This window comes from Streptomyces sp. NPDC042100 (assembly GCF_055582325.1).
Map to the genome: position 1 here is coordinate 24,436 of NZ_JBVJDK010000013.1, position 22,492 is coordinate 46,927.

14 protein-coding genes are annotated in these 22,492 nt (G+C 71.6%); 9 read left to right on the plus strand and 5 right to left on the minus strand.

The window, feature by feature from the left end:
- Window positions 1-118: 118 nt before the first annotated feature.
- On the plus strand, window positions 119-2,725 hold the full coding sequence (locus ACZ6J5_RS27050) for a SpoIIE family protein phosphatase (protein WP_469395760.1): 2,607 nt from the start codon (window positions 119-121) through the stop codon (window positions 2,723-2,725).
- A 27-nt stretch (window positions 2,726-2,752) separates the two neighbouring features.
- Here ACZ6J5_RS27050 and ACZ6J5_RS27055 read toward each other — a convergent pair whose 3' ends face one another.
- From ACZ6J5_RS27055 to ACZ6J5_RS27075, 5 genes are all read right to left on the minus strand, one after another.
- Window positions 2,753-3,460, minus strand: coding sequence for a PspA/IM30 family protein (locus ACZ6J5_RS27055; RefSeq protein ID WP_469395762.1), 708 nt, complete (start codon window positions 3,458-3,460; stop codon window positions 2,753-2,755).
- Between the two features lie 48 nt (window positions 3,461-3,508).
- Window positions 3,509-5,638, minus strand: a complete 2,130-nt coding sequence (locus tag ACZ6J5_RS27060) for a TPM domain-containing protein (RefSeq protein WP_469395764.1) — start codon at window positions 5,636-5,638, stop codon at window positions 3,509-3,511.
- A 67-nt stretch (window positions 5,639-5,705) separates the two neighbouring features.
- Window positions 5,706-6,476 (minus strand): succinate dehydrogenase/fumarate reductase iron-sulfur subunit, encoded by a 771-nt coding sequence (locus ACZ6J5_RS27065; RefSeq protein ID WP_469395766.1) that lies wholly within the window; start codon window positions 6,474-6,476, stop codon window positions 5,706-5,708.
- Window positions 6,473-8,551 (minus strand): fumarate reductase/succinate dehydrogenase flavoprotein subunit, encoded by a 2,079-nt coding sequence (locus ACZ6J5_RS27070; RefSeq protein WP_469395768.1) that lies wholly within the window; start codon window positions 8,549-8,551, stop codon window positions 6,473-6,475. Before ACZ6J5_RS27070 ends, ACZ6J5_RS27065 begins: the two co-directional genes overlap by 4 nt.
- 1 nt (window position 8,552) lies before the next feature.
- Window positions 8,553-9,383 carry a hypothetical protein gene (locus ACZ6J5_RS27075; protein ID WP_469395770.1) on the minus strand — a complete coding sequence of 277 codons (831 nt, stop codon included), beginning with the start codon at window positions 9,381-9,383 and terminating at the stop codon, window positions 8,553-8,555.
- 302 nt (window positions 9,384-9,685) lie between these two features.
- Between ACZ6J5_RS27075 and ACZ6J5_RS27080 the strand changes: the two genes are divergently transcribed.
- The 8 genes from ACZ6J5_RS27080 (at window position 9,686) to ACZ6J5_RS27115 (ending at window position 22,480) form a co-directional block, all read left to right on the plus strand.
- Complete coding sequence (locus ACZ6J5_RS27080; protein ID WP_469395772.1) at window positions 9,686-12,100, plus strand: ABC transporter family substrate-binding protein; 2,415 nt, start codon at window positions 9,686-9,688, stop codon at window positions 12,098-12,100.
- A 363-nt stretch (window positions 12,101-12,463) separates the two neighbouring features.
- Window positions 12,464-14,365 (plus strand): translational GTPase TypA, encoded by a 1,902-nt coding sequence (gene typA, locus ACZ6J5_RS27085; protein WP_469395774.1) that lies wholly within the window; start codon window positions 12,464-12,466, stop codon window positions 14,363-14,365.
- Between the two features lie 462 nt (window positions 14,366-14,827).
- A complete protein-coding gene (locus ACZ6J5_RS27090; protein ID WP_469395776.1) occupies window positions 14,828-16,465 on the plus strand; it encodes a peptide ABC transporter substrate-binding protein in 1,638 nt (545 codons plus the stop codon).
- A gap of 173 nt (window positions 16,466-16,638) precedes the next feature.
- Window positions 16,639-17,571, plus strand: coding sequence for an ABC transporter permease (locus tag ACZ6J5_RS27095; protein WP_469396075.1), 933 nt, complete (start codon window positions 16,639-16,641; stop codon window positions 17,569-17,571).
- Window positions 17,564-18,517, plus strand: coding sequence for an ABC transporter permease (locus tag ACZ6J5_RS27100; RefSeq protein ID WP_469395777.1), 954 nt, complete (start codon window positions 17,564-17,566; stop codon window positions 18,515-18,517). Before ACZ6J5_RS27095 ends, ACZ6J5_RS27100 begins: the two co-directional genes overlap by 8 nt.
- A gap of 11 nt (window positions 18,518-18,528) precedes the next feature.
- Window positions 18,529-19,584: an ABC transporter ATP-binding protein gene (locus ACZ6J5_RS27105; RefSeq protein WP_469395779.1), complete on the plus strand. Its 1,056-nt coding sequence runs from the start codon at window positions 18,529-18,531 to the stop codon at window positions 19,582-19,584.
- A complete protein-coding gene (locus tag ACZ6J5_RS27110) occupies window positions 19,577-20,662 on the plus strand; it encodes an ABC transporter ATP-binding protein (protein ID WP_469395781.1) in 1,086 nt (361 codons plus the stop codon). Before ACZ6J5_RS27105 ends, ACZ6J5_RS27110 begins: the two co-directional genes overlap by 8 nt.
- Before the next feature lie 192 nt (window positions 20,663-20,854).
- The gene (locus ACZ6J5_RS27115; protein WP_469395783.1) at window positions 20,855-22,480 is read left to right on the plus strand and encodes a peptide ABC transporter substrate-binding protein; all 1,626 of its coding nucleotides are present in this window, start codon (window positions 20,855-20,857) and stop codon (window positions 22,478-22,480) included.
- Window positions 22,481-22,492: the final 12 nt, after the last annotated feature.

The window sequence follows — 22,492 nt, forward strand, 5'->3', positions numbered from 1 at the left end:
CCCGGCCGGAGACGACCGAGACCACCCTGTGATCGTGAACGTCGTGCCGACGGGGGCCATGGTGCTGAATACTGCGCTCATGGCCGGTCCGGTGCGGTGAGCTGGAGGGGACGGTCGCGTGAGCGAGATACCTGAGACGGCGAGCGGTGTCGTGTGGCAGAGCAGCCCGCCCGGGTCGATCTATGACTACATCCGGGTCGCCTCCTTCTCGATCGGCCCCGACGGGCTCGTCGAGCAGTGGAGCAGGCGGGCCGTCGAGCTGTTCGGCGTGACCGCCGAGGAGGCCAGGGGCAAGGACCCGGTCGAGGCCTTCATGCCCGCCGACCTGCGCGAGCGCGGTCATCGCCGGGTCAGGGAGATCCTCGACGGCAAGGAGTGGACCGGCCTCGTCCCGTTCCGGATGCCGGGGGAGGACCGCCCGCACGGCGTCGCCGAGATGTACGTCATGCCGAGCGAGACCGCGGCCGGGGAGCGGGCCGCCCTCTGCATCGTCGTCGATGTGCGCGCGCTGCGCCGGATCGAGACCGACCTGGCCGCCTCGCAGGCCATTTTCGGCCAATCCCCCTTCGGCTTCCTCCTCTTCGGCACCGACCTCACGGTCAAGCGGGCCAACCGGCGCTTCGCCACCGTCTTCGGCGGCTCCGCCGACGACCACCGGGGCCGCACCGTCCACGACTACCTGCCCGCCGCCGAGGCCGACCGGATGGCCGCCGCGCTGCGCCGGGTCCTGGACACCGGCGAGTCCGTCGCCGACCTCCAGATCGTCGGCGCCGCCCCCGGCTCGACCGACCGCCGCCAATGGTCCGTCAACCTCTACCGGGTGCACGGCGGCTCCGGCCGCCCCGTCGGCGTCGCCGGACTCGGCATCGACGTCACCCGCCGGCACAACGCGGCCCGCGAGGCGGCCAGCGCCCGCCGCAACCTCGCCCTCCTCAACGAGGCCGGCGCCCGCATCGGCACCTCCCTCGACCTGGAGGCCACCGCCCGCGAACTGCTCGCCGTCGCCGTCCCCGGCTTCTGCGACCTCGCCGCCGTCGACCTCTACCAGGGCCTGCTCACCGGCGACGAGGCCCCGCCGGGCCGCTGGGGCGGCTCCCACGACGTCGGCTACGGGGCCGGCAGCGCCGAGCTGCGCCGGGTCGCCGTCGCCAGCGCCGTCTCCGACACCCGCGTCCAGGTCGTCAGACCGCGGGCCGCCGGGGACGACGCGGCGGCCGGGACCGCCGGGGCCGAGCGCGAGGTCTGCTGCGACGAGGGCCCCATCGAGGTCGGCTCGGTCCACCGCTACCCGTTCAACTCGCCCTGTGCCGGGGCCCTGCGCACCGGCCGGGTGCACAGCGTCCCCGGCGCCGAGGGCAGCCTCGTCCAGTCCACCCTCGTCGTCCCGATGGTCGCCCACGACACCGTCGTCGGACTCGTCCAGTTCTCCCGCGCCCGAGGCAGCGAACCCTTCGGCGAGCGGGACCGGGCCCTCGCCGTCGAGCTCGCCGCCCGCGCCGCCGTCTGCATCGACAACGCCCGCCTCTACCGGCGCGAGCACGAGCGGGCCCTCATCCTCCAGCGCAGCCTGCTGCCCCCCGGCGACCCCGAGGCGGCCGGCCTCGACATCGCCTGCCGCTACCTCCCCGGCACCGCCGCCACCGAGGTCGGCGGCGACTGGTTCGACGTCATCCAGCTCCCCGGCCACCGCACCGCCCTGGTCGTCGGCGACGTCATGGGCCGCGGACTGCGCGCCGCCGTCGCCATGGGCGAACTGCGCACCGCCGTCCGCACCCTGGCCCAGCTCGACCTCGAACCCGCCGAGGTGCTCTCCCACCTCGACGAGATCGCCCGCGGGCTCGGCGCCCCCGTCGGCGCCCAGCAGTCCGCCCGCGCCCACAAGTCCCGCGGCCCCGAACTCTCCGAGGTCTACCTGGCCACCTGCGTCTACGCCGTCTACGACCCGGTCACCCGGCGCTGCACCTTCGCCAACGCCGGCCACCTGCCGCCCGTCCTCGTCGAGCCCGGCGAGGAGGCCCTGCTGCTCGACGTACCCCCCGGGATGCCGCTCGGCGTCGGCGGCGAGCCCTTCGAGGAGGTCGAGGTCGAACTGCCCGAGGGCGCGCTGCTCGCCCTCTACACCGACGGGCTCGTGGAGTCCCGCGACCATCCGCTCGACGAGGGCCTGAACGCCTTCCGCAGCGCCCTCGCCAACCCCGGCCGGCCGCTGGAGGACGTCGCCGACCACGTCCTGAGCACCCTCGACACCCGGCACGGCGAGGACGACATCGCGCTGCTGATGGCCCGTATCCAGGGGCTGCCCGCCGAGGCCGTCGGCGACTGGCGGCTGCCCCGGGAGCCCCGCTCCGTCGGCCGGGCCCGCGAGCTGGCCCGCGCCCAGCTGACCGCCTGGGAGCTCGACGCCCTGGTGGACACCGTCGAACTCCTCGTCAGCGAGCTCGTCACCAACGCCCTGCGCTACGGCGAGGGCGAGATCCGGCTGCGGCTGCTGCGCGACCGCACCCTGGTGTGCGAGGTGTGGGACGCGGGCCTGGTGCAGCCGCGCCGCCGCCGCGCCAAGGACACCGACGAGGGCGGGCGCGGGCTCCAGCTCGTCGGACTGCTCAGCGCCGCCTGGGGCTCGCGCCGCACCCCGCGCGGCAAGACGGTCTGGTTCGAGCTGGACCTGCCGGACGGCGACGGGCTCGCCGAGCCGACGGTGGACCAGCTCCTCAGCATGTTCTGAGCGCGGCCGGGGCGCCCCGGCCGCGCCTCAGCCCTTCAGGGCGGCCAGCCGCGCCTCGATCTCGGCCTGGTCGCCGAGCGCGTCGAGCTGCTCGAACTGGGCGTCCAGCGACGAGGCCGCCAGCTCCTCCTTGCCCAGCGCCCGCGCCTCCTCGCGGCGCACCTTGTCCTCGAAGCGGCTGAGCTCGCTCGTCGGGTCGAGGACGTCGATGTTCTTCACCGCGTCCGTCATCGTGTTCCGCGCCCGCGCCGACTTCGCCCGCGCGACCAGCTCGTCCCGCTTGGCCTGGAGCTCGGCCAGCTTCGCCTTCATCTGGTCGAGGCCGCTCCTGAGCTTGGCGACCACCTCGGTCTGCGCCGCGATCGTCGGCTCGGCCGTCCGCGCCTCCTTCTCCGACTGGAGCTGGCGCCCCAGCGCGACCTTCGCCAGGTTGTCGAAGCGGTCCGCCTCCGCGCTCTGCCCGCCCGCCCGCAGCCCGTCCGCCTTGCGGCTCGCGGCCAGCGCCTTGGCGCCCCACTCCTTCGCCGCGTCCACGTCCTCGCGGTGGTCCTGCTCCATCAGGCGCAGATTGCCGATGGTCGCGGCGACCGCCTCCTCGGCCTCCGCGATGTTGGCCGCGTAGTCGCGGATCAGCTGGTCCAGCATCTTCTGGGGATCCTCGGCCTGGTCGAGGAGCGCGTTGATGTTGGCCTTCGCGAGCTGGGCGACCCGGCCCAGGATGGTCTGCTTGCTCATGCTCGGTCTCCTTGGATGGGACAACAGTGCGCGCCGGGAGGGGCGCCGTCAGAACCGGCCGCCGCCGCCCAGCCGGCCGCGCGTGCCGCCGCCGCCGAAGCTGCCGGGCCCGCCGCCGAAGCCTCCGCCCCCGGCCCCCCGGCCGCCCCCGCCGTAGCCGCCCCCGCCGGGCCCGCCGCCCCGGCCGCCGCCGAACAGGCCGCCGAGGATGATGCCGCCGAGCACCGCGCCGCCGAGCCCGCCGCCCGCCGGGCCCGCCGGTCCGCCCGGTCCGCCGAAGCCGCCGGGCCCGCCGCCGAAGCCGTCCGGGTTCCCGTACGCCCGGACGTCCCGCTCGGCCAGCTCCTGGGCCTGCCGGGCCAGCGCGTCCGCCTGCCGGGCCTCCGCCAGCGCCGCCCGCGGGTCGCCCGCCGCCAGCCCGGCCGCCGCGTCCAGCCGCCGCCCCGCCTCGGCCAGCCGGGTGCGGGCCTCGGCGCCCACCGCGCCCCGGTGCGTGGTCACGTAGTCCCCGGCCGCCCCGACCGCCGACCGGGCCGTCAGCAGCGCCTGGTCGAGGAGGGCGCGGGCACGCCGGGTGCCCGACTCGCGCTCCCGGGCGCCCTCCAGCGCCTCGTCCAGGGCCGCGTCCGCCGCCTCGATCCGGCGCAGCGCCTCGATCGGGTCGTAGCGCCCGGAGTCCATCGCCGCGCGCACCTCGGCCAGTACGGCTTCGGCCCGGCCGATCCGGCCCCGCAGGTCCGCCGTCGGCACCTCCTCGGCCGTGCCCGCCAGCAGCCCCCGGGCGTCCGCCAGGTCCGCCTCGGTCTCGGCCAGCGCGCCCGGCAGCCCGCCCACCGCCTCCGCCAGCTCCTTGGCCCGCCGGTCCACCGCCTCGATGAGCCGGGCCGCCTGGTCCACCGCGCCCTCGGCGGCCCGGATCTGCACGGCGGCGGCCCCGTTGTCGCCCGCGTCCAGGAGCTGCCGGGCCCGGTTGACCGTGGAGGTGGCGAAGACCAGCCGGTCCTTGGCCTGCTCGACGTCGCCGGAGACCGGGGCCGCCGCCGACTCGGTGTACCGCGCGCGCATCGCCGCCAGCGCCGCCTCGGCCGTGCCCATCCGCCCGGTCTGCTCCCGGAACGCCGCCTCGACGGCCGCCAGGGCCTTCGGGGCGTCGCCCTCCAGGGCGCGCAGCCGGTCGAAGTCGGCGGACTCGGCGTCCAGCCTCGTGTTGGCGTCCGCGCAGCGCCGCAGGATCTCCTCCAGCATCGAGCGGCGGGTGGCGTCGTCCTCCGGGAACGCGTCGTCGAGCCGCTGGCGCAGCCGGAACGCGGCGGTCAGCTCGGCGTCCGCGTACCGCACCGCCGCCGTGAACGGCTCGGCCGCCTCGTCGCCGAACTGGGCGCTCGCGAAGCCGAGTTCCTCGGTGCTGGTGCGCACCGCGTCGTCGGTGGCGACCAGCGCCTGCCGGGCCCGCCCGTCCAGCTCCGCCAGGCTCGGCCCGGCGGGCTCCTTCGGCGCGCCCCAGCCCTGGCCGGCCGGGGGCGGGGTGCGGGGCCCGCCCTTGCGGCGGCGCCGGGTGTACGCGTACGCGGCGACCGCCCCGGCGCCGCCGACCAGCACGACCGGGAGGACCAGGTCGGTGGCGGAGGAGGAGCCGTCGGGGGCGGCGCCGGGGTCCGCCGGGCCGGGGGTGATCGAGGGGGCGGGCACGGGCTGCCCGGCGAGGACGGCGGTGTAGCCGTGCGCGGCGCCGATCGCCGCGCCCGCCCAGTCGTTCTGCCGCAGCGCGGGCTCGATCGCGGTCCGGGCCACGTCGTCGAGCTGGGCCTCGGTGAAGCGGGAGCCGGGGTCGGCGGAGTAGCCGTACCGCCGGTCGTGGGTGGCGACGGCGAGCAGCACGTCGTCGCGGCCCAGCCCGTTGCGCTCGGCGGTGGCGTCCGCCCACTCCTGGCCCTGGCGGCCGGAGAAGTCCCGTACGTACACGACGAAGAGCTGCACCCGGCGGGCCGCGTAGAGCGCGTCCAGGGCCCGCACCACCTCGGGCCGCCGGTCGCCCAGGGCGCCCACCCGGTCGGTGATCTGCCCCTCGCGGGACAGCGCGACCGGGTCGTCGGCGCGGGCGCCGGGAGCGGCGGGCACGACCAGCCACCACACCGCCACCAGCACCGCGAGCAGGGCTCGGGTGGCTGTTCGCGTCACACAACGGAGGCTATGTCCGCCCGCCTCCCCCCGCGACCGGGCGCGGGGGCTCCGGACCCGGTCCCCCTCACCGCCCCCGGCGGCGGATCCGGTCGCCCAGCCACACCACCGGGTCGTACTTCCGGTCCACGGCCCGCTCCTTCAGCGGGATCAGCGCGTTGTCCGTGATCCGGATGGACTCCGGGCACACCTCCGTGCAGCACTTGGTGATGTTGCAGTAGCCGAGCCCGTGCTCGTCCTGCGCGGTGGCGCGGCGGTCGAGGCCGGTGTCCGCCGCCGCGTCGAGCGGGTGCATGTCGAGCTCGGCGATCCGCATCAGGAAGCGGGGCCCCGCGAAGACGGCCTTGTTCTCCTCGTGGTCGCGCACCACGTGGCAGGTGTCCTGGCACAGGAAGCACTCGATGCACTTGCGGAACTCCTGCGAGCGCTCGACGTCCTCCTGCCGCATCCGGTAGTCGCCCGGCGCCACTCCCTCCGGCGGCACGAAGGCAGGGATCTCGCGGGCCTTCGCGTAGTTGAAGGAGACGTCGGTGACCAGGTCGCGGACGACCGGGAAGGCCCGCAGCGGGGTCACCGTGACCGTCTCCTCGCGCCCGAAGACCGACATCCGGGTCATGCACAGCAGCCGGGGGCGCCCGTTGACCTCGGCCGAGCAGGAGCCGCACTTGCCGGCCTTGCAGTTCCACCGGACGGCCAGGTCCGGGGCCTGGGTCGCCTGGAGGCGGTGGACGGCGTCGAGGACCACCTCGCCCTCGTGCACCTCCACCGTGTAGTCGGTCAGCTCCCCGCCCCCGGTGTCGCCGCGCCAGATCCGGAAGCGGGCCTCGTACGCGCTCATGACTCCAGCTCCTCCGCGGACAGGTACTTGGCCAGCTCCTCGCGCGTGAACAGCGCGAGCAGGTCGGCCCTGATCGGTTCGGTGGCCACGCGCTCCAGCGCGACCGGGGCGCCCGGGGCGGACCCGGCCCGGCACAGCAGGTTCACCGGGCGCCAGGCGCGGTCCATCTCCGGGTGGTCCTCGCGGGTGTGGCCGCCCCGGCTCTCGGTGCGGGCCAGCGCCGCCCGGGCCACGCACTCGCTGACCAGCAGCATGTTCCGCAGGTCCAGGGCCAGGTGCCAGCCCGGGTTGAACTGCCGGTGCCCCTCGACCGCGACCCGGCCCGCGCGCTCCCGGAGCGCCGCGATCCGCTCCAGCGCCTCGGCCATCTCGCCCTCCCGCCGGATGATCCCGACGAGGTCGTTCATCGTCTGCTGGAGCTCCTGATGGAGCGCGTACGGGTTCTCCGGCGCCGCCTTCCCGGGACCGCCCGGCTCGCCGCCCGCGCCCGGACCACCGCCCGGCTCGCCGTCCGGCCCCCGGGGCGCCCAGGCCCCTTCCCCGAAGGGCGCCAGCGCCTCCGCCCGCGCCGCCGCCACGGCGGCCTCGGACACTCCGGCCCCGGACACCCCGGCCCCGGACACCCCGGCCTCGGACACCCCGGCCTCGGACACCCCGGCCCCGGACACCCCGGCCCCGGACACCCCGGCCGTGCCGCCGTGCTCCGCTCCCGCGCCGTGCTCCGCCGCGTACGCCGCCGCGTGCAGGCCCGCCCGGCGGCCGAACACCAGCAGGTCGGAGAGCGAGTTGCCGCCGAGCCGGTTGGAGCCGTGCATCCCGCCCGCCACCTCGCCGGCCGCGAACAGCCCCGGCACGCTCGCCGTCGCCGCCGTGTCCGAGTCGACGGCCACGCCGCCCATCACGTAGTGGCAGGTCGGCCCGACCTCCATCGCCTCCGCCGTGATGTCCACGTCCGCCAGTTCCTTGAACTGGTGGTACATCGACGGCAGCCGGCGCCGGATCACCTCCGCCGGCATCCGGGTCGACACGTCCAGGTAGACCCCGCCGTGCGGGGAGCCGCGTCCGGCCTTCACCTCGGCGTTGATCGCGCGCGCCACCTCGTCGCGCGGCAGCAGCTCGGGCGGGCGCCGGTTGTGCTCGGGGTCCTCGTACCAGCGGTCGCCCTCCTCCTCCGTCCGCGCGTACTTCTCCTTGAAGACCTCGGGGACGTAGTCGAACATGAAGCGGCGGCCCTCGGAGTTGCGCAGCACCCCGCCGTCGCCGCGCACCGACTCGGTGACGAGGATGCCCTTCACCGACGGCGGCCAGACCATCCCGGTCGGATGGAACTGCACGAACTCCATGTTGACCAGCGGCGCCCCGGCGAGCAGCGCCAGCGCGTGCCCGTCGCCCGTGTACTCCCAGGAGTTGGACGTCACCTTGAACGACTTGCCGATCCCGCCCGTCGCGAGGATCACCGACGGCGCCTCCAGCACGAAGAAGCGGCCGGTCTCCCGCTCGTAGCAGAAGACGCCGCCGACCCGCTCCCCGGCGGCGTCCTCCAGCACCCGGGTGACCGTGCACTCCTGGAAGACCTTCAGCCGGGACTCGTACGCCCCGGTCTCCCGGAAGTCCTCCTGCTGGAGGGCGACGATCTTCTGCTGGAGGGTGCGGATCAGTTCGAGCCCGGTCCGGTCGCCGACGTGCGCGAGCCGGGGGTACTCGTGGCCGCCGAAGTTGCGCTGCGAGATGCGCCCGTCGGGCGTGCGGTCGAAGAGCGCGCCCCAGGTCTCCAGCTCCCACACCCGCTCGGGCGCCTCCCGCGCGTGCAGCTCGGCCATCCGCCACTGGTTGAGGAACTTCCCGCCCCGCATGGTGTCGCGGAAGTGCACCTGCCAGCCGTCGTTCGGGTTGGCGTTGGCCATGGAGGCGGCGATGCCGCCCTCGGCCATCACCGTGTGGGCCTTGCCGAAGAGGGACTTGCAGATCACGGCGGTACGGGCGCCCCGGCGCCGCGCCTCGATCGCCGCGCGCAGCCCGGCGCCCCCGGCGCCGACCACGATCACGTCCCACCGCTGTCGTTCCACAGGACTCATCTCAGAAGAACCTCGGGTCGTCGAAGGCGCCGGTGGCGAGCAGGTACACGTACAGGTCGCAGAGGGCGACGCTGAGCAGCGAGGCCCAGGCGAGCGGCGCGTGGCGCCGGTTCAGGCGCCCCGCCCAGGTCCACAGCCGGTAGCGGACCGGGTGCTTCGAGAAGTGCCGCAGCCGGCCGCCCACGACGTGCCGGCAGGAGTGGCAGGAGAGGGTGTACGCCCAGATCAGCCCGATGTTGACGAGGGACAGCAGGGTCCCGAGCCCGGCGTGGCCCCAGGCGTACGAGGAGTCGCGGAAGGCGAGCACGGTGTCGTACGTGAGGATCCCGGCGACCGGCAGGGCCAGGTAGAAGAAGTACCGGTGCGCGTTCTGCAGGATCAGCGGCAGCCGGGTCTCGCCGGTGTACGCGCGGTGCGGCTCGGCGACCGCGCAGGCCGGGGGAGAGGCCCAGAAGCCCCGGTAGTAGGCCTTGCGGTAGTAGTAGCAGGTCAGCCGGAAGCCGAGCGGGAAGACCAGGATCAGCAGCGCGGGCGACAGGCCCCACCAGCTCCCGAACAGGGCCCAGTTCGGGCCGCCGCGCATCGGCACGCAGTTCTCCGCGAGGCAGGGCGAGTAGAACGGCGAGACGTAGGGCGCGGCGTAGTAGTGGGCGTTCGCGAAGGCCCGCCAGGTCGAGTAGGCGACGAAGGCGAGCAGTCCGGCGGCGGTCCCGGCGGGCGCCAGCCACCAGCGGTCGGTGCGCAGGTGGCGGGCGGTGAGGGCGGCGCGCCCCGGGGAGCGCACGCCGGTGGCGACGGTGGTCCTCGGCGGGGGTTCGGTACCTGTGGCCAACGGAGCCTCCTCGGCTCTACGGCGCGGGCGGTCGCGTGCTCCCGGGCCCTCGGCGCGGCCTTCGGGCGGCTGGGGAGAGTGTCGCGCGTCACACCCCCGTTGGGAAGGCGTGCGCACCGGAATCCGGGGGCGCGGGGAGCCGGGCGCGCGCGGGGTGATTGGGCCGCACGAGTGGGGTTCGCCGGCCGGGCCGCCGTGTCGGCGTGGCCGGATCCGGTCCGTCCTTTTCAGTGGATGAGCAGTAGGTGTGATCATCTCCAAATGGCATAAAACTGGACGAACTGGATTAAGGGGTATAAGTCATGTCCCAGGTCGGCGCCCCTCGCGGGAGGACATGCTCCAGGAGCCCCCGCTCCCGCACGCTCCGCTCCGTAGCCACCCTCGGCAGTGCCGTGCTCGCCCTCGCCGTGCTGGCCGGATGCGGCTCCGGCGACGCCGCCGACGAGACCCCCGGCGCCGCCCAGGACAACGCGCCGGCCGGCCGCGAGCAGGTCGCGGACGGAGGCACCCTGCGGTGGGCCGTCGACGCGCTGCCCACCACCCTCAACGCCTTCCAGGCCGACGCCGACGGCGCCACCAACCGGATCGCCGCCGCCGTGCTCCCCGCCCTCTACACCCTGGACGGCCGCGGCCGGCCGCAGCTCAACCCCGACTACCTGGAATCCGCCCAGGTCGTCGAGACCGAGCCCAAGCAGGTCGTCCTCTACAAGCTCAACCAGCAGGCGGTCTGGAGCGACGGGCGCGAGATCGGCGCCGCCGACTTCGTCGCCCAGTGGCGCGCGCTGAGCGGCCGGGACACCGCGTACTGGACCGCGCGCAACGCGGGCTACGAGCGGATCGAGAAGATCGAGCGCGGCAAGAACGACCTGGAGGTGCGGGTCACCTTCGGCAAGCCGTACGCCGACTGGCGCTCGCTCTTCACCCCGCTGTACCCGAAGCAGGTGATGGGCTCCCCGAACGCCTTCAACGACGGGGCCCGCACCGACCTCAAGGCCACCGCGGGACCGTTCCTGCTGAAGGCGGTGGACCGCAAGAGCGGCGACGTCACGCTCGCCCGCAACCCGCGCTGGTGGGGGCAGACCGCCAAGCTCGACAGCCTCGTGCTCAAGGCCGTCCCCCGCGCCGACCGGGCCGCCGCGCTCGCCGCCGGCACGCTCGACCTCGCCGACGTCGACCGCTCCGTCGCCGAGCGGATCGCGCTCGCGGTACGGGACGCCCGGGCCGGCCGCTCCGGCGGGCAGGCCCTCGCCCACGGGCCCGGCGCCGGGATCACCCCCGCCGCCGCCCTGCGCTCCTGGGCCCTGGCGCACGGCTCCGACGAGGAGAAGGCCGCCGAGGTGCAGGCCGCCCGCGAGAAGAACCAGCGGGCCGTCGCCCGGTACGCGGCCGAGCAGGACGGCCTGGCCCGGTTCGTCGTGCGCAAGTCCCTGGAGCCCGCTTACACCCAGCTCTCCCTCAACGGGGAGTCCGGCGCGCTGGCCGACGAGCGGGTGCGCCGGGCGGTGGCCCGCGCGATCAACCGCCAGGAGCTCGCCGACACGGTGCTGAAGCCGCTGGGCCTGCCGGCCACCCCGCCCGGCAGCCACCTGGCGCTCGCCGGCCAGGCCGCGTACGCCGACAGCAGCGACGCCCTCGGCGACCAGGACACCCAGGAGGCGCGGGCGCTCCTCGCCGACGCGGGCTGGGTGCCCGGCGGCGCGCTGAAGAAGCCGGCCGGGGCGAAGGCGGGCAGCGCCGCCGAGAAGGCCGGGAAGGCCGGGAAGACCGGGAAGGCCGGGGACGCCGAGGAGAAGGGCGCCGAGAAGACCGCCGAGAAGACCGACGAGAAGGCCGCGGGGCGCAAGGACGCCGACACGGCCTCCGACGACGGGCTCTACATCGTCGGCGACGACAAGCCCGGCGAGCGCCGGGCCGCCCCGCTGATCGGCGCCGGCGGCCCCGAGAACGGCACCAACATCCTCGCGCCCGCCCCCGTCGCCGCCCTGCAGAGCGCGGCCCTGCTCCGCCAGGCCGAGGCGCTGGAGACCGGCACCGGCACCGGCGCGGGCGCGGCCGAGGCCAAGGGCGCGGCGGGCGCCTACGCCCCGCGCGGCTCCGCCGCCCCGGCCGCACCGGCCGCGGCCGACGCGGGGGCCGCCGCTCAGGCGCTGGGCAAGGACGGCAAGCCGCTCAGCCTCCGCTTCGTCCTGCCCTCCGGGCCGGGCTCGGAGTCGCTGCGGGCGGTGGGCGACCGGATCGTCCGGATGCTCGACGCGGTGGGCATCCGCACCTCGGTGACGAAGGTCTCCGACGACAGCTTCTTCAAGGACCACATCGCCTCCGGCGACTACGACCTGGCCCTCTACTCCTGGCCCGCCAGCGCCTTCCCGGCGACCGACGCCCGGCCGATCTTCGCCAAGCCGGAGCCCGCCTCCGACGGCTCACTGCTGGTCGAGCAGAACTACGCCCGGGTCGGCACCGACCGAATCGACCAGTTGTTCGACCAGGCGGTGGCCACCCTCGACGAGGACGAGTCCCGCGAACTGGTCCGCCAGGCCGACGCCCGGATCTGGGCCGCGGCCGGCTCCATCCCGCTCTACCAGCGCCCCCAGCTGGTCGCCGCCAGGACCGACCTGGTGAACGCCGGCGCCTGGGGCCTGGCCGCCCCCCGCTACCAGGACATCGGCTACAAGAAGCCCGCGTCCGCACGCGGAGCGGAGCGCAACACCCGCAAGTGAGCGCACTACCGTAAAGCCGCCGAAAGTCCAAGTCGCAAGCTCAGAAGCAGCTCAAGTTCCTTGCCCGCCGGTGCCCCCGGCGGGCAGGATCGCGTCGGCCCCTTGACCCGGCCCGCACACTTCTCACCGCTTCTCACCGCGGTTTCCGCCGCGTTCCCGCCGTACGTCCACACGGCACCAGCAGCACCCGCCGGACGCCCCCCAGCGCCGGCGGAACCCCCCAGTAGAACCCCTCGGATCCCGGGTGGGGAAGCCCCTTGCGCGGCAGCCCCGTACCATAGGACATAGCCGTGGCGCGTCCGCCCGGCGGGCGTAAGAGGAACTGACGCCGCATCCCACGATCCGAGAGAAGCGCAAGCACCCATGCCCACGCGCCACGACATCCGTAACGTCGCCATCGTCGCCCACGTCGACCATGGCAAGACGACCATCGTCGACGCCATGCTCAAGCAGGCCGGTGCCTTCGCCGCCCACCAGCACCTCGACGACCGCATGATGGACTCGAACGACCTGGAGCGTGAGAAGGGCATCACGATCCTCGCCAAGAACACGGCGGTGAAGTATCACCCCAAGGACGGCGGGGCCCCGATCACGATCAACATCATCGACACCCCCGGTCACGCCGACTTCGGTGGCGAGGTCGAGCGCGGTCTGTCGATGGTGGACGCGGTCGTCCTCCTCGTGGACGCCTCGGAGGGTCCGCTCCCGCAGACCCGCTTCGTGCTGCGCAAGGCCCTCCAGCAGCGCAAGCCCGTCATCCTCTGCATCAACAAGACGGACCGCCCGGACTCCCGGATCGACGAGGTCGTCAACGAGACCTACGACCTCTTCCTCGACCTGGACGCGGACGAGGACCAGATCGAGTTCCCGATCGTCTACGCCTGCGGCCGTGACGGCATCGCCTCGCTGACCAAGCCGGAGAACGGCACGGTCCCCGCGGACAGCGACAACCTGGAGCCGTTCTTCAGCACCATCCTGGAGCACGTCCCGGCCCCGTCGTACGACGAGGAGGCCCCCCTCCAGGCGCACGTCACCAACCTGGACGCCGACAACTTCCTCGGCCGCATCGCGCTCCTGCGCGTCGAGCAGGGCGAGCTGCGCAAGGGCCAGACGGTCGCGTGGATCAAGCGCGACGGCACGATCTCCAACGTCCGCATCACCGAGCTGATGATGACCGAGGCGCTCACCCGCAAGCCCGCCGAGGTGGCGGGCCCCGGTGACATCTGCGCCGTCGCCGGCATCCCCGACATCATGATCGGCGAGACCCTGGCCGACCCGGAGAACCCGATCGCGCTGCCGCTGATCACGGTCGACCAGCCGGCCATCTCCATGACCATCGGCACCAACACCTCGCCGCTCGTCGGCCGTGGCGGCACCGGCAAGGGCGCGGAGGCCAAGTCCGCGGTCAAGCAGCGCAAGGTCACCGCCCGCCAGGTCAAGGACCGTCTGGACCGCGAGCTGATCGGCAACGTCTCGCTCCGCGTCCTCGACACCGAGCGTCCGGACGCCTGGGAGGTCCAGGGCCGCGGTGAGCTCGCGCTCGCCATCCTGGTCGAGCAGATGCGCCGCGAGGGCTTCGAGCTCACCATCGGCAAGCCCCAGGTCGTCACCAAGCTGGTCGACGGCAAGGTGCACGAGCCGGTCGAGCGCCTCACGGTCGACGTGCCCGAGGAGCACATGGGCGCCGTCACGCAGCTCATGGGCGTCCGCAAGGGCCGCATGGACAACATGTCGAACCACGGCTCCGGCTGGGTCCGCATGGAGTTCGTCGTCCCGTCCCGAGGCCTCATCGGCTTCCGCACGGAGTTCCTCACCAACACCCGAGGCACCGGCATCGCCCACTCGATCCACGAGGGCCACGAGCCGTGGTTCGGCACGCTGACCACCCGTAACAACGGCTCGCTGGTCGCCGACCGCGCCGGTGCCGTCACCGCCTTCGCGATGACGAACCTGCAGGAGCGCGGCGTGCTGTTCACCGACCCCGGCACCGAGGTGTACGAGGGCATGATCGTCGGCGAGAACTCGCGCTCCGACGACATGGACGTGAACATCACCAAGGAGAAGAAGCTCACCAACATGCGCTCCGCCTCCGCCGACTCCTTCGAGGCGATCGTCCCGCCGCGCAAGCTGTCCCTGGAGCAGTCCCTGGAGTTCTGCCGCGACGACGAGTGCGTCGAGGTGACCCCGGAGGCCGTGCGCATCCGCAAGGTCATCCTGGACCAGAACGCGCGTGGCCGCGCCTCCTCGCGCGCCAAGAACGCCTGACGCGACCCCGAGGTGTCGCGAGCGTCACGTGCGCACCTGCGCGCGTGACGCTCCGGCGTGAGTCCTGAAGGGCCCGGCCCCCGCCTGAAGAGGCGGGGGCCGGGCCCTTTTTCAACGTTTAGTCAAGTTCATTACGGAACCCCACTGTCCGGATATCGGTCGTCGCTCTCCGGAACATGTGTTAACAGTCCGTTTCGTCGGTGTCTGTCTGTGCTCGCTTTGTCCGGATTTCGGTCTTCGGTGGCTTGGCGATGTTGTCAAAACGAGACCACTTAAGTGTGGTTTACGGCCCGGACGTACTTAATAGTTGGCTCCATTGAGCTCGGGTCAATGGGTCACGCACTGTGGGGAGTGCCGACTCACGAGCACACTCGGGGCACTTGAGTGCAAAGCCGTCAGGGGTGTCGGCAGAACTCGGAGTGTCCTTCTTGTAGTGACAAGTGGACTCATGAGGAGGAACCCATGCGCGGTGCCAAGAGCGCCAAGTGGGTAGCGGGCGCGATCGTCGTCGCCCTGGCAGCGACCGCCTGTGGCGGGGGTAAGAGCGACGGCGGCAGCGACGCCAAGGGCGCTGTTGACCCGAACGGCATCTTCTCCATCGAGCTGGGCGAGCCTGAGAAGCCCCTGCTCACCGGCGACACGATGGAGTCGAACGGCTCCGCCGTCATGGCCGGCCTGTTCTCGACCCTGGTCGACTACAAGCCCGACGGCTCGCTGGAGATGATCAACGCCGAGTCGGTCACCACGACGGACTCGAAGACCTGGACCGTCAAGCTCAAGCCGGGCTGGACCTTCCACGACGGCACCGCGGTGACCTCGAAGTCCTTCGTGGACGCGTGGAACTGGAACGCCAACGTCAAGAACGCCCAGGGCCTCTCGTCCTGGTTCGAGGACGTCGTCGGCTACGACAAGGTCCACCCCGAGGGCGAGGGCGCCAAGCCCACCTCGGACAAGCTGGACGGTCTGAAGGTCGTCGACGACACCACCTTCACCATCGAGCTCAAGAAGCCGGTGCCGTACTTCGCGCACAAGCTCGCCTACATCGTCTTCGCTCCGCTGCCGGAGTCCTTCTACAAGGACCCGAAGGCCGGCGGCGAGAAGCCGGTCGGCAACGGTCCCTACAAGTTCAAGTCGTGGGACCACAAGAAGCAGATCGAGATCACCCGCTTCGACGGCTACAAGGGCCCGAACAAGGCGAAGAACGGCGGTGTGGTCTTCAAGAACTACACCACCCTCGAGGCTGCGTACGAGGACCTGAAGTCGGGCAACGTCGACGTCCTGCGTCAGCTCGCCCCGAAGGACCTGCCGGTCTACCGCCAGGACCTCGGCGACCGCGCGGTCGACCAGGCGTACTCCGCGATCCAGACGATCGCCGTCGCCTTCTACGCCGACCAGTGGAAGAAGCCGAAGCCGGTCGACCCGAAGGTCATCCAGGGCCTCTCGATGGCGATCGACCGCGCCACCATCACGAAGACCGTGCTCAACGGCACCCGTGAGCCGGCGACCGGCTGGGTCGCCAAGGGCGTGCTCGGCTACCAGCCGAACGCGGTCGAGGTCACCAAGTTCGACCCGGCCAAGGCCAAGGAGCTCATCGCGGCCGGCGGCGGCGTCCCCGGCAACAAGATCTCCATCCAGTACAACGCCGACGGTGGGCACAAGGAGTGGGTGGAGGCGGTCTGCAACAGCATCACCCAGGCCACCAACGTCCAGTGCGTCGGCGACGGCAAGCCGGACTTCCAGGCCGACCTGACCGCTCGCAAGACGAAGCAGGTCAAGTCCCTGTACCGCTCCGGCTGGGTGCTCGACTACCCGGTGAACGCCAACTTCATCTCGGACCTGTTCCGTACGGGTGCGGGCGGCAACCAGGGCGACTTCTCCAACAAGGAGCTGGACGCCAAGATCGCGGCGGCCGACTCGGTCAAGACGCTCGACGAGTCCGTCAAGGCGTACCAGGCCATCGAGAAGGACCTGGTCAACTACATGCCGTCGATCCCGCTCTGGTACTACAAGGTCAACGCGGGCTACTCGGAGAAGGTCACCGGCGTGGCCTACGGCCAGGACGGCGACCCGATCCTGACCGGCGTCGAGGTCAAGAAGTAATCACCCAAGCGTAGTCCGCTCGCCGCAGCGCGGGGCTGACGGGTCGTCAGCCCCGCCTCGGTGCCTTACGCAGTGGCTGGGGGGCCCTTCCGCGACATCAGCATGCCCGAACGCGGGCAGGCTGTCGGGGGAGGGCCCGTCGGCTGCGGCCGTCACATCTCAACGGAGGCATGATGGGGCGCTATGTCGCACGACGACTGCTCCAGATGATCCCGGTTTTCCTCGGGACAACCCTGCTGATCTTCCTCATGGTGCACAGCCTGCCCGGTGATCCCGTGCTCGCTATGTTCGGTGACAAGGGCGCGGATCCCGCGACCCTCGCCGCCAAGCGCCACGAGCTGGGTCTCGACAAGTCGCTGCCGGAGCAGTACTACGTCTATATGCGGGACATGCTCCTGCATTTCGACTTCGGTACCCAGATCCGCAACGGCCGTCCGGTCACCGAGGTGCTGGGTGAGGCGTTCCCCGTCACGCTCCAGCTGGCCTTCCTGGCCTTCACGTTCGAGCTGGTCTTCGGCATCGGCCTCGGCATCATCGCCGGTCTGCGCGCCGGCCGCCTGGCCGACAACGCCATCCTGATCTTCACGCTGCTGATCATCTCGATCCCGGTCTTCGTGCTCGGCTTCCTGATCAAGATGCAGTTCGCGTTCAACCTGGGCTGGATCGCGCCGAACGTCTCCACCGAGGTGAACTGGGACGAGCTCATCGCCCCGGCGATCGTCCTCGGCGGACTCTCGCTCGCCTACGTGGCGCGCCTGACCCGGACCACCATGGCGGAGAACCTGCGCGCCGACTACATGCGCACGGCCATCGCCAAGGGCCTTCCGAAGCGCCGCATCATCGGCGTCCACCTGATGCGCAACTCGATGATCCCGGTCATCACCTTCCTGGGCACCGACATCGGCGCGCTCATGGGCGGTGCGGTCGTCACCGAGAAGATCTTCAACATCAAGGGCGTCGGCGGTCTGATCGCCGAGTCGATCTCCCGTCGCGAAGGCGGCACCCTGGTCGGCCTCGTGACGATCCTGGTGATCGTCTACCTCCTCACCAGCCTTCTCATCGACCTGCTGTACGCGGTCCTGGACCCGAGGATCCGTTATGCCTGACGTGACCAAGACCGCGGCCCCCGTCGACGGCGGCGTCGCCTCCCCCTCTGCCGACGCACCGGCGCCGGCCGCGAAGCAGGAGAAGACGCGCAGCCTCTGGGGCGACGCGTGGACGGACCTGCGCCGCAACCCGTACTTCATCGTCTCCGCGGTGATGATCTTCTTCCTGCTGCTGATCGCGGCCGTTCCGGGGCTGTTCAGCAGCGCGTCGCCGACCAGCGGCGACCTGGTGAAGCACTTCCTCGGCAAGCCCGAGCTGAGCCACATCGGCTCGCCCGAGTGGCTCGGCTACGACGGCCAGGGCCGGTCCGTGTACGCCCGGCTGATCCACGGCACCCGCGCCTCGATCATCGTCGGCGTCTGCGTCACCCTGATCGTCACGATCTTCGGCGGCCTGATGGGCATGATCGCCGGCTACTTCGGCGGCATCACCGACGCGGTCCTCTCCCGGATCACCGACGTCTTCTTCGGCATCCCGTTCCTGCTCGGCGCCATGGTCGTGCTCCAGTCCTTCACCGAGCGCACCGTCTGGGTCGTCGTCGGAGCGCTGGCCTTCCTCGGCTGGACCCAGATGGCCCGCGTCATGCGCGGCGCCGTGATCACGGTCAAGCAGGCGGACTACGTCCACGCCGCCACGGCGCTCGGCGCCGGCACCACGCGGATCCTGTTCCGGCACATCCTGCCGAACGCCATGGCCCCGCTGATCGTCGTCGCCACCATCTCGCTCGGCGGGTACATCTCCGCCGAGGCGACCCTGTCCTACCTGGGTCTGGGCCTCGCCTCCCCGACCGTCTCCTGGGGCGTCGACATCTCCACCGCCGTCGACCAGATCCGAGTGGCCCCGCACATCCTGCTGTGGCCCTCGATCATGCTGAGCATCACCGTGCTGGCGTTCATCATGCTCGGCGAAGCGGTCCGCAACGCCCTCGACCCGAAGATGCGCTGAGGAGGGCGTAAGTGACCATCATCGACAACCCCGCGACGGTCCCCGCGCCGCGTGGCGGCGACCAGACCGGTCCGCTGCTCGAAGTCCGTGACCTGCACGTCGAGTTCCACACCCGCGACGGTGTGGCCAAGGCGGTCAACGGCGTCAACTACTCGGTGAACGCCGGTGAGACGCTGGCCGTGCTCGGTGAGTCCGGCTCCGGCAAGTCCGTGACCGCCCAGGCCATCATGGGCATCCTCGACATGCCGCCCGGCAAGATCCCGCAGGGCGAGATCCTGTTCCGCGGCCAGGACATGCTCAAGATGTCCAACGAGGAGCGCCGGCAGATCCGTGGCCGGAAGATCGCGATGATCTTCCAGGACGCGCTGTCCTCCCTCAACCCGGTCCTCTCCGTCGGCTACCAGCTCGGCGAGATGTTCCGCGTGCACCACGGGCTGTCCAAGAAGGACGCCAAGCTCAAGGCCATCGAGCTGATGGACCGGGTCAAGATCCCCGCCGCCAAGGCGCGGGTCTCCGACTACCCCCACCAGTTCTCCGGCGGTATGCGCCAGCGCATCATGATCGCCATGGCGCTGGCCCTGGAGCCGGACCTGATCATCGCGGACGAGCCCACCACGGCGCTCGACGTGACCGTCCAGGCCCAGGTCATGGACCTCCTCGCGGAGCTCCAGCGCGAGTTCAACATGGGCCTGATCCTGATCACCCACGACCTCGGCGTGGTCGCCGACGTCGCGGACAAGATCGCGGTCATGTACGCCGGCCGGATCGTCGAGCAGGCCCCGGTGCACGAGCTCTACAAGCGCCCGGCCCACCCGTACACCCGCGGTCTGCTGGACTCGATCCCGCGCCTGGACCAGAAGGGCCAGGAGCTCTACGCGATCAAGGGCCTGCCGCCCAACCTGCTCCGCGTCCCCACCGGCTGCGCCTTCAACCCGCGCTGCCCGAAGGCCACGGACATCTGCCGTACGGAGATCCCGGCCCTGACGCCGGTCACCGAGCAGGACGGCACCGATCTGCCGGGCCGCAAGAGCGCCTGCCACTTCTGGAAGGAGACGATCCATGGCTGAGCTCAGCACGAACGACGAGGCCGTGGCCGCGGCCCTCGACGCCCCCGTCGAGCGCGGTGAGCCGATCCTCCAGGTGCGCAACCTGCAGAAGCACTTCCCGCTGACCCAGGGCATCCTCTTCAAGAAGCAGGTCGGCGCGGTCAAGGCCGTGGACGGGGTCTCCTTCGACCTCTACCAGGGCGAGACCCTCGGCATCGTCGGCGAGTCCGGCTGTGGCAAGTCCACCGTCGCCAAGCTGCTGATGAACCTGGAGCGGGCCACCGCGGGCGAGGTCTTCTACAAGGGCCAGGACATCACCAGGCTGTCCGGCCGCGCCCTGAAGACGGTGCGCCGCAACATCCAGATGGTCTTCCAGGACCCGTACACCTCGCTGAACCCGCGTATGACGGTCGGCGACATCATCGGCGAGCCCTTCGACATCCACCCCGAGGTGGCCCCGAAGGGCGACCGGCGCCGCAAGGTGCAGGAGCTGCTGGACGTCGTCGGTCTGAACCCGGAGTACATCAACCGGTACCCGCACCAGTTCTCCGGCGGCCAGCGCCAGCGCATCGGCATCGCCCGGGGCCTCGCGCTCAACCCCGAGATCATCATCTGCGACGAGCCGGTCTCCGCCCTGGACGTCTCCGTCCAGGCGCAGGTCATCAACCTGATGGAGAAGCTGCAGGACGAGTTCAACCTGTCCTACATCTTCATCGCGCACGACCTGTCGATCGTCCGGCACATCTCCGACCGGGTCGGCGTGATGTACCTCGGCAAGATCGCCGAGATCGGCACGGACACCGAGATCTACGAGCACCCGACCCACCCGTACACGCAGGCCCTGCTCTCCGCGGTGCCGGTGCCGGACCCCGAGGCCCGCGCGAACCGCGAGCGGATCATCCTCACCGGTGACGTCCCCTCGCCGGCCAACCCGCCGTCGGGCTGCCGCTTCCGCACCCGCTGCTGGAAGGCCGAGGAGCGCTGCAGCACCGAGATCCCGCTGCTCGCCGTCCCGGCGCGCTTCCGCGGGGTCGACACCCCGGCCGCGCACGAGTCCGCGTGCCACTTCGCCGAGGAGAAGACGGTCCTCTCCGTCTGATCCACCCGGGCGTACGAGGCCCCCGGCACCCGCAAGGGCGCCGGGGGCCTTCGCGTGCCCGCGCCCGGGTCCGCCCGCGCCCGGAGGGCCGCCGGGCGGGCCCGTTCATCCGGACGCCGTAAAAGTGCACTCCCGTCAATATCGGGTGATATTGGGGCCTAAGTCAGACTGAGGACATTCGGGAGGCACTCCATGCGCGGAGCCACGCACGCCAAGTGGGCCGCTCTGGCCACCGCCGTCGCCCTCGCGGCGACCGCCTGCGGCGGAGGCGGCGACAGCGGCGGCGGCGGGGCCGGGGGCACCGTGAGCTCGTCGTGGGGCGACCCGCAGAACCCGCTGGAGCCGGCGAACACCAACGAGGTGCAGGGCGGCAAGGTCCTCTCCATGATCTTCCGGGGGCTCAAGCAGTACGACCCGAAGACCGGCGCGGCGAACAACATGCTGGCCGACAAGATCGAGACCACCGACTCGACCAACTTCACCATCACCCTCAAGGACGGCTGGACCTTCTCCGACGGCGAGAAGGTCACCGCGAAGTCCTTCGTCGACGCCTGGAACTACGGCGCCCACCTGAAGAACAACCAGAAGAACGCCTACTTCTTCGGCTACATCGACGGCTACAGCCAGGTCCACCCCGACAAGGGCGAGCCCACCGCCCAGACCATGTCGGGCCTCAAGGTCGTCGACGACAAGACCTTCACCGTCAAGCTGTCGCAGAAGTTCTCCACCTTCCCCGACACGCTCGGCTACGCCGCCTTCGCCCCGCTGCCCAAGGCGTTCTACGACGACCACGCGGCCTGGCTCTCCAAGCCGGTCGGCAACGGCCCGTACACCGTGGACTCCTACGCCAAGGGCTCCCAGATGGTGCTCAAGAAGTGGGACGGCTACCCCGGCACGGACAAGGCCCAGAACGGCGGCATCACCCTCAAGGTCTACACCGACAACAACACCGCCTACACCGACCTGACGGCCGGCAACCTCGACCTCGTCGACGACGTGCCCGCCTCGCAGCTCAAGAACGTCTCCGCCGACCTCGGCGACCGGTACATCAACACCCCCGCCGGCATCATCCAGACGCTCTCCTTCCCCTTCTACGACCCGGCGTGGAACAAGCCCGGCCAGGAGAAGCTGCGCACGGGCCTGTCGATGGCGATCGACCGCAAGCAGATCACCGAGACGATCTTCCAGAAGACCCGCACACCCGCCCAGGACTGGACCTCGCCGGTGCTCGGCGAGAAGGGCGGCTTCAAGGACATCTGCGGCGCCTCCTGCGTCTACAACCCCACCGAGGCGAAGAAGCTGGTCGCCGAGGGCGGCGGCATCCCCGGCGGCACGATGAAGATCTCGTACAACGCCGACACCGGCTCCCACAAGGAGTGGGTGGACGCCGTCTGCAACTCCATCAACCGGGCCCTCGGCAACAACACGGCCTGCGTCGGCAACCCCGTCGGCACCTTCGCCGACTACCGCAACCAGGTCACCCAGGGGAAGCTCGACGGCCCCTTCCGGGCCGGCTGGCAGATGGACTACCCGCTCATCCAGAACTTCCTCCAGCCGCTGTACTACACCGGCGCCTCCTCGAACGACGGCAAGTACACCAACCCCGAGTTCGACAAGCTGGTGAACCAGGCCAACGCCGAGACCGACACCTCCAAGGCCGTCGGGCTCTTCCAGCAGGCCGAGACGGTGCTGAAGAACGACATGGGCTCCCTCCCGCTCTGGTACCAGAACGGCAGCGCCGGCTACTCGGACCGGATCGAGAACGTGATGCTCAACCCGTTCAGCGTCCCGGTCTACGACCAGATCAAGGTCAAGTGACGTCGTAGCAGG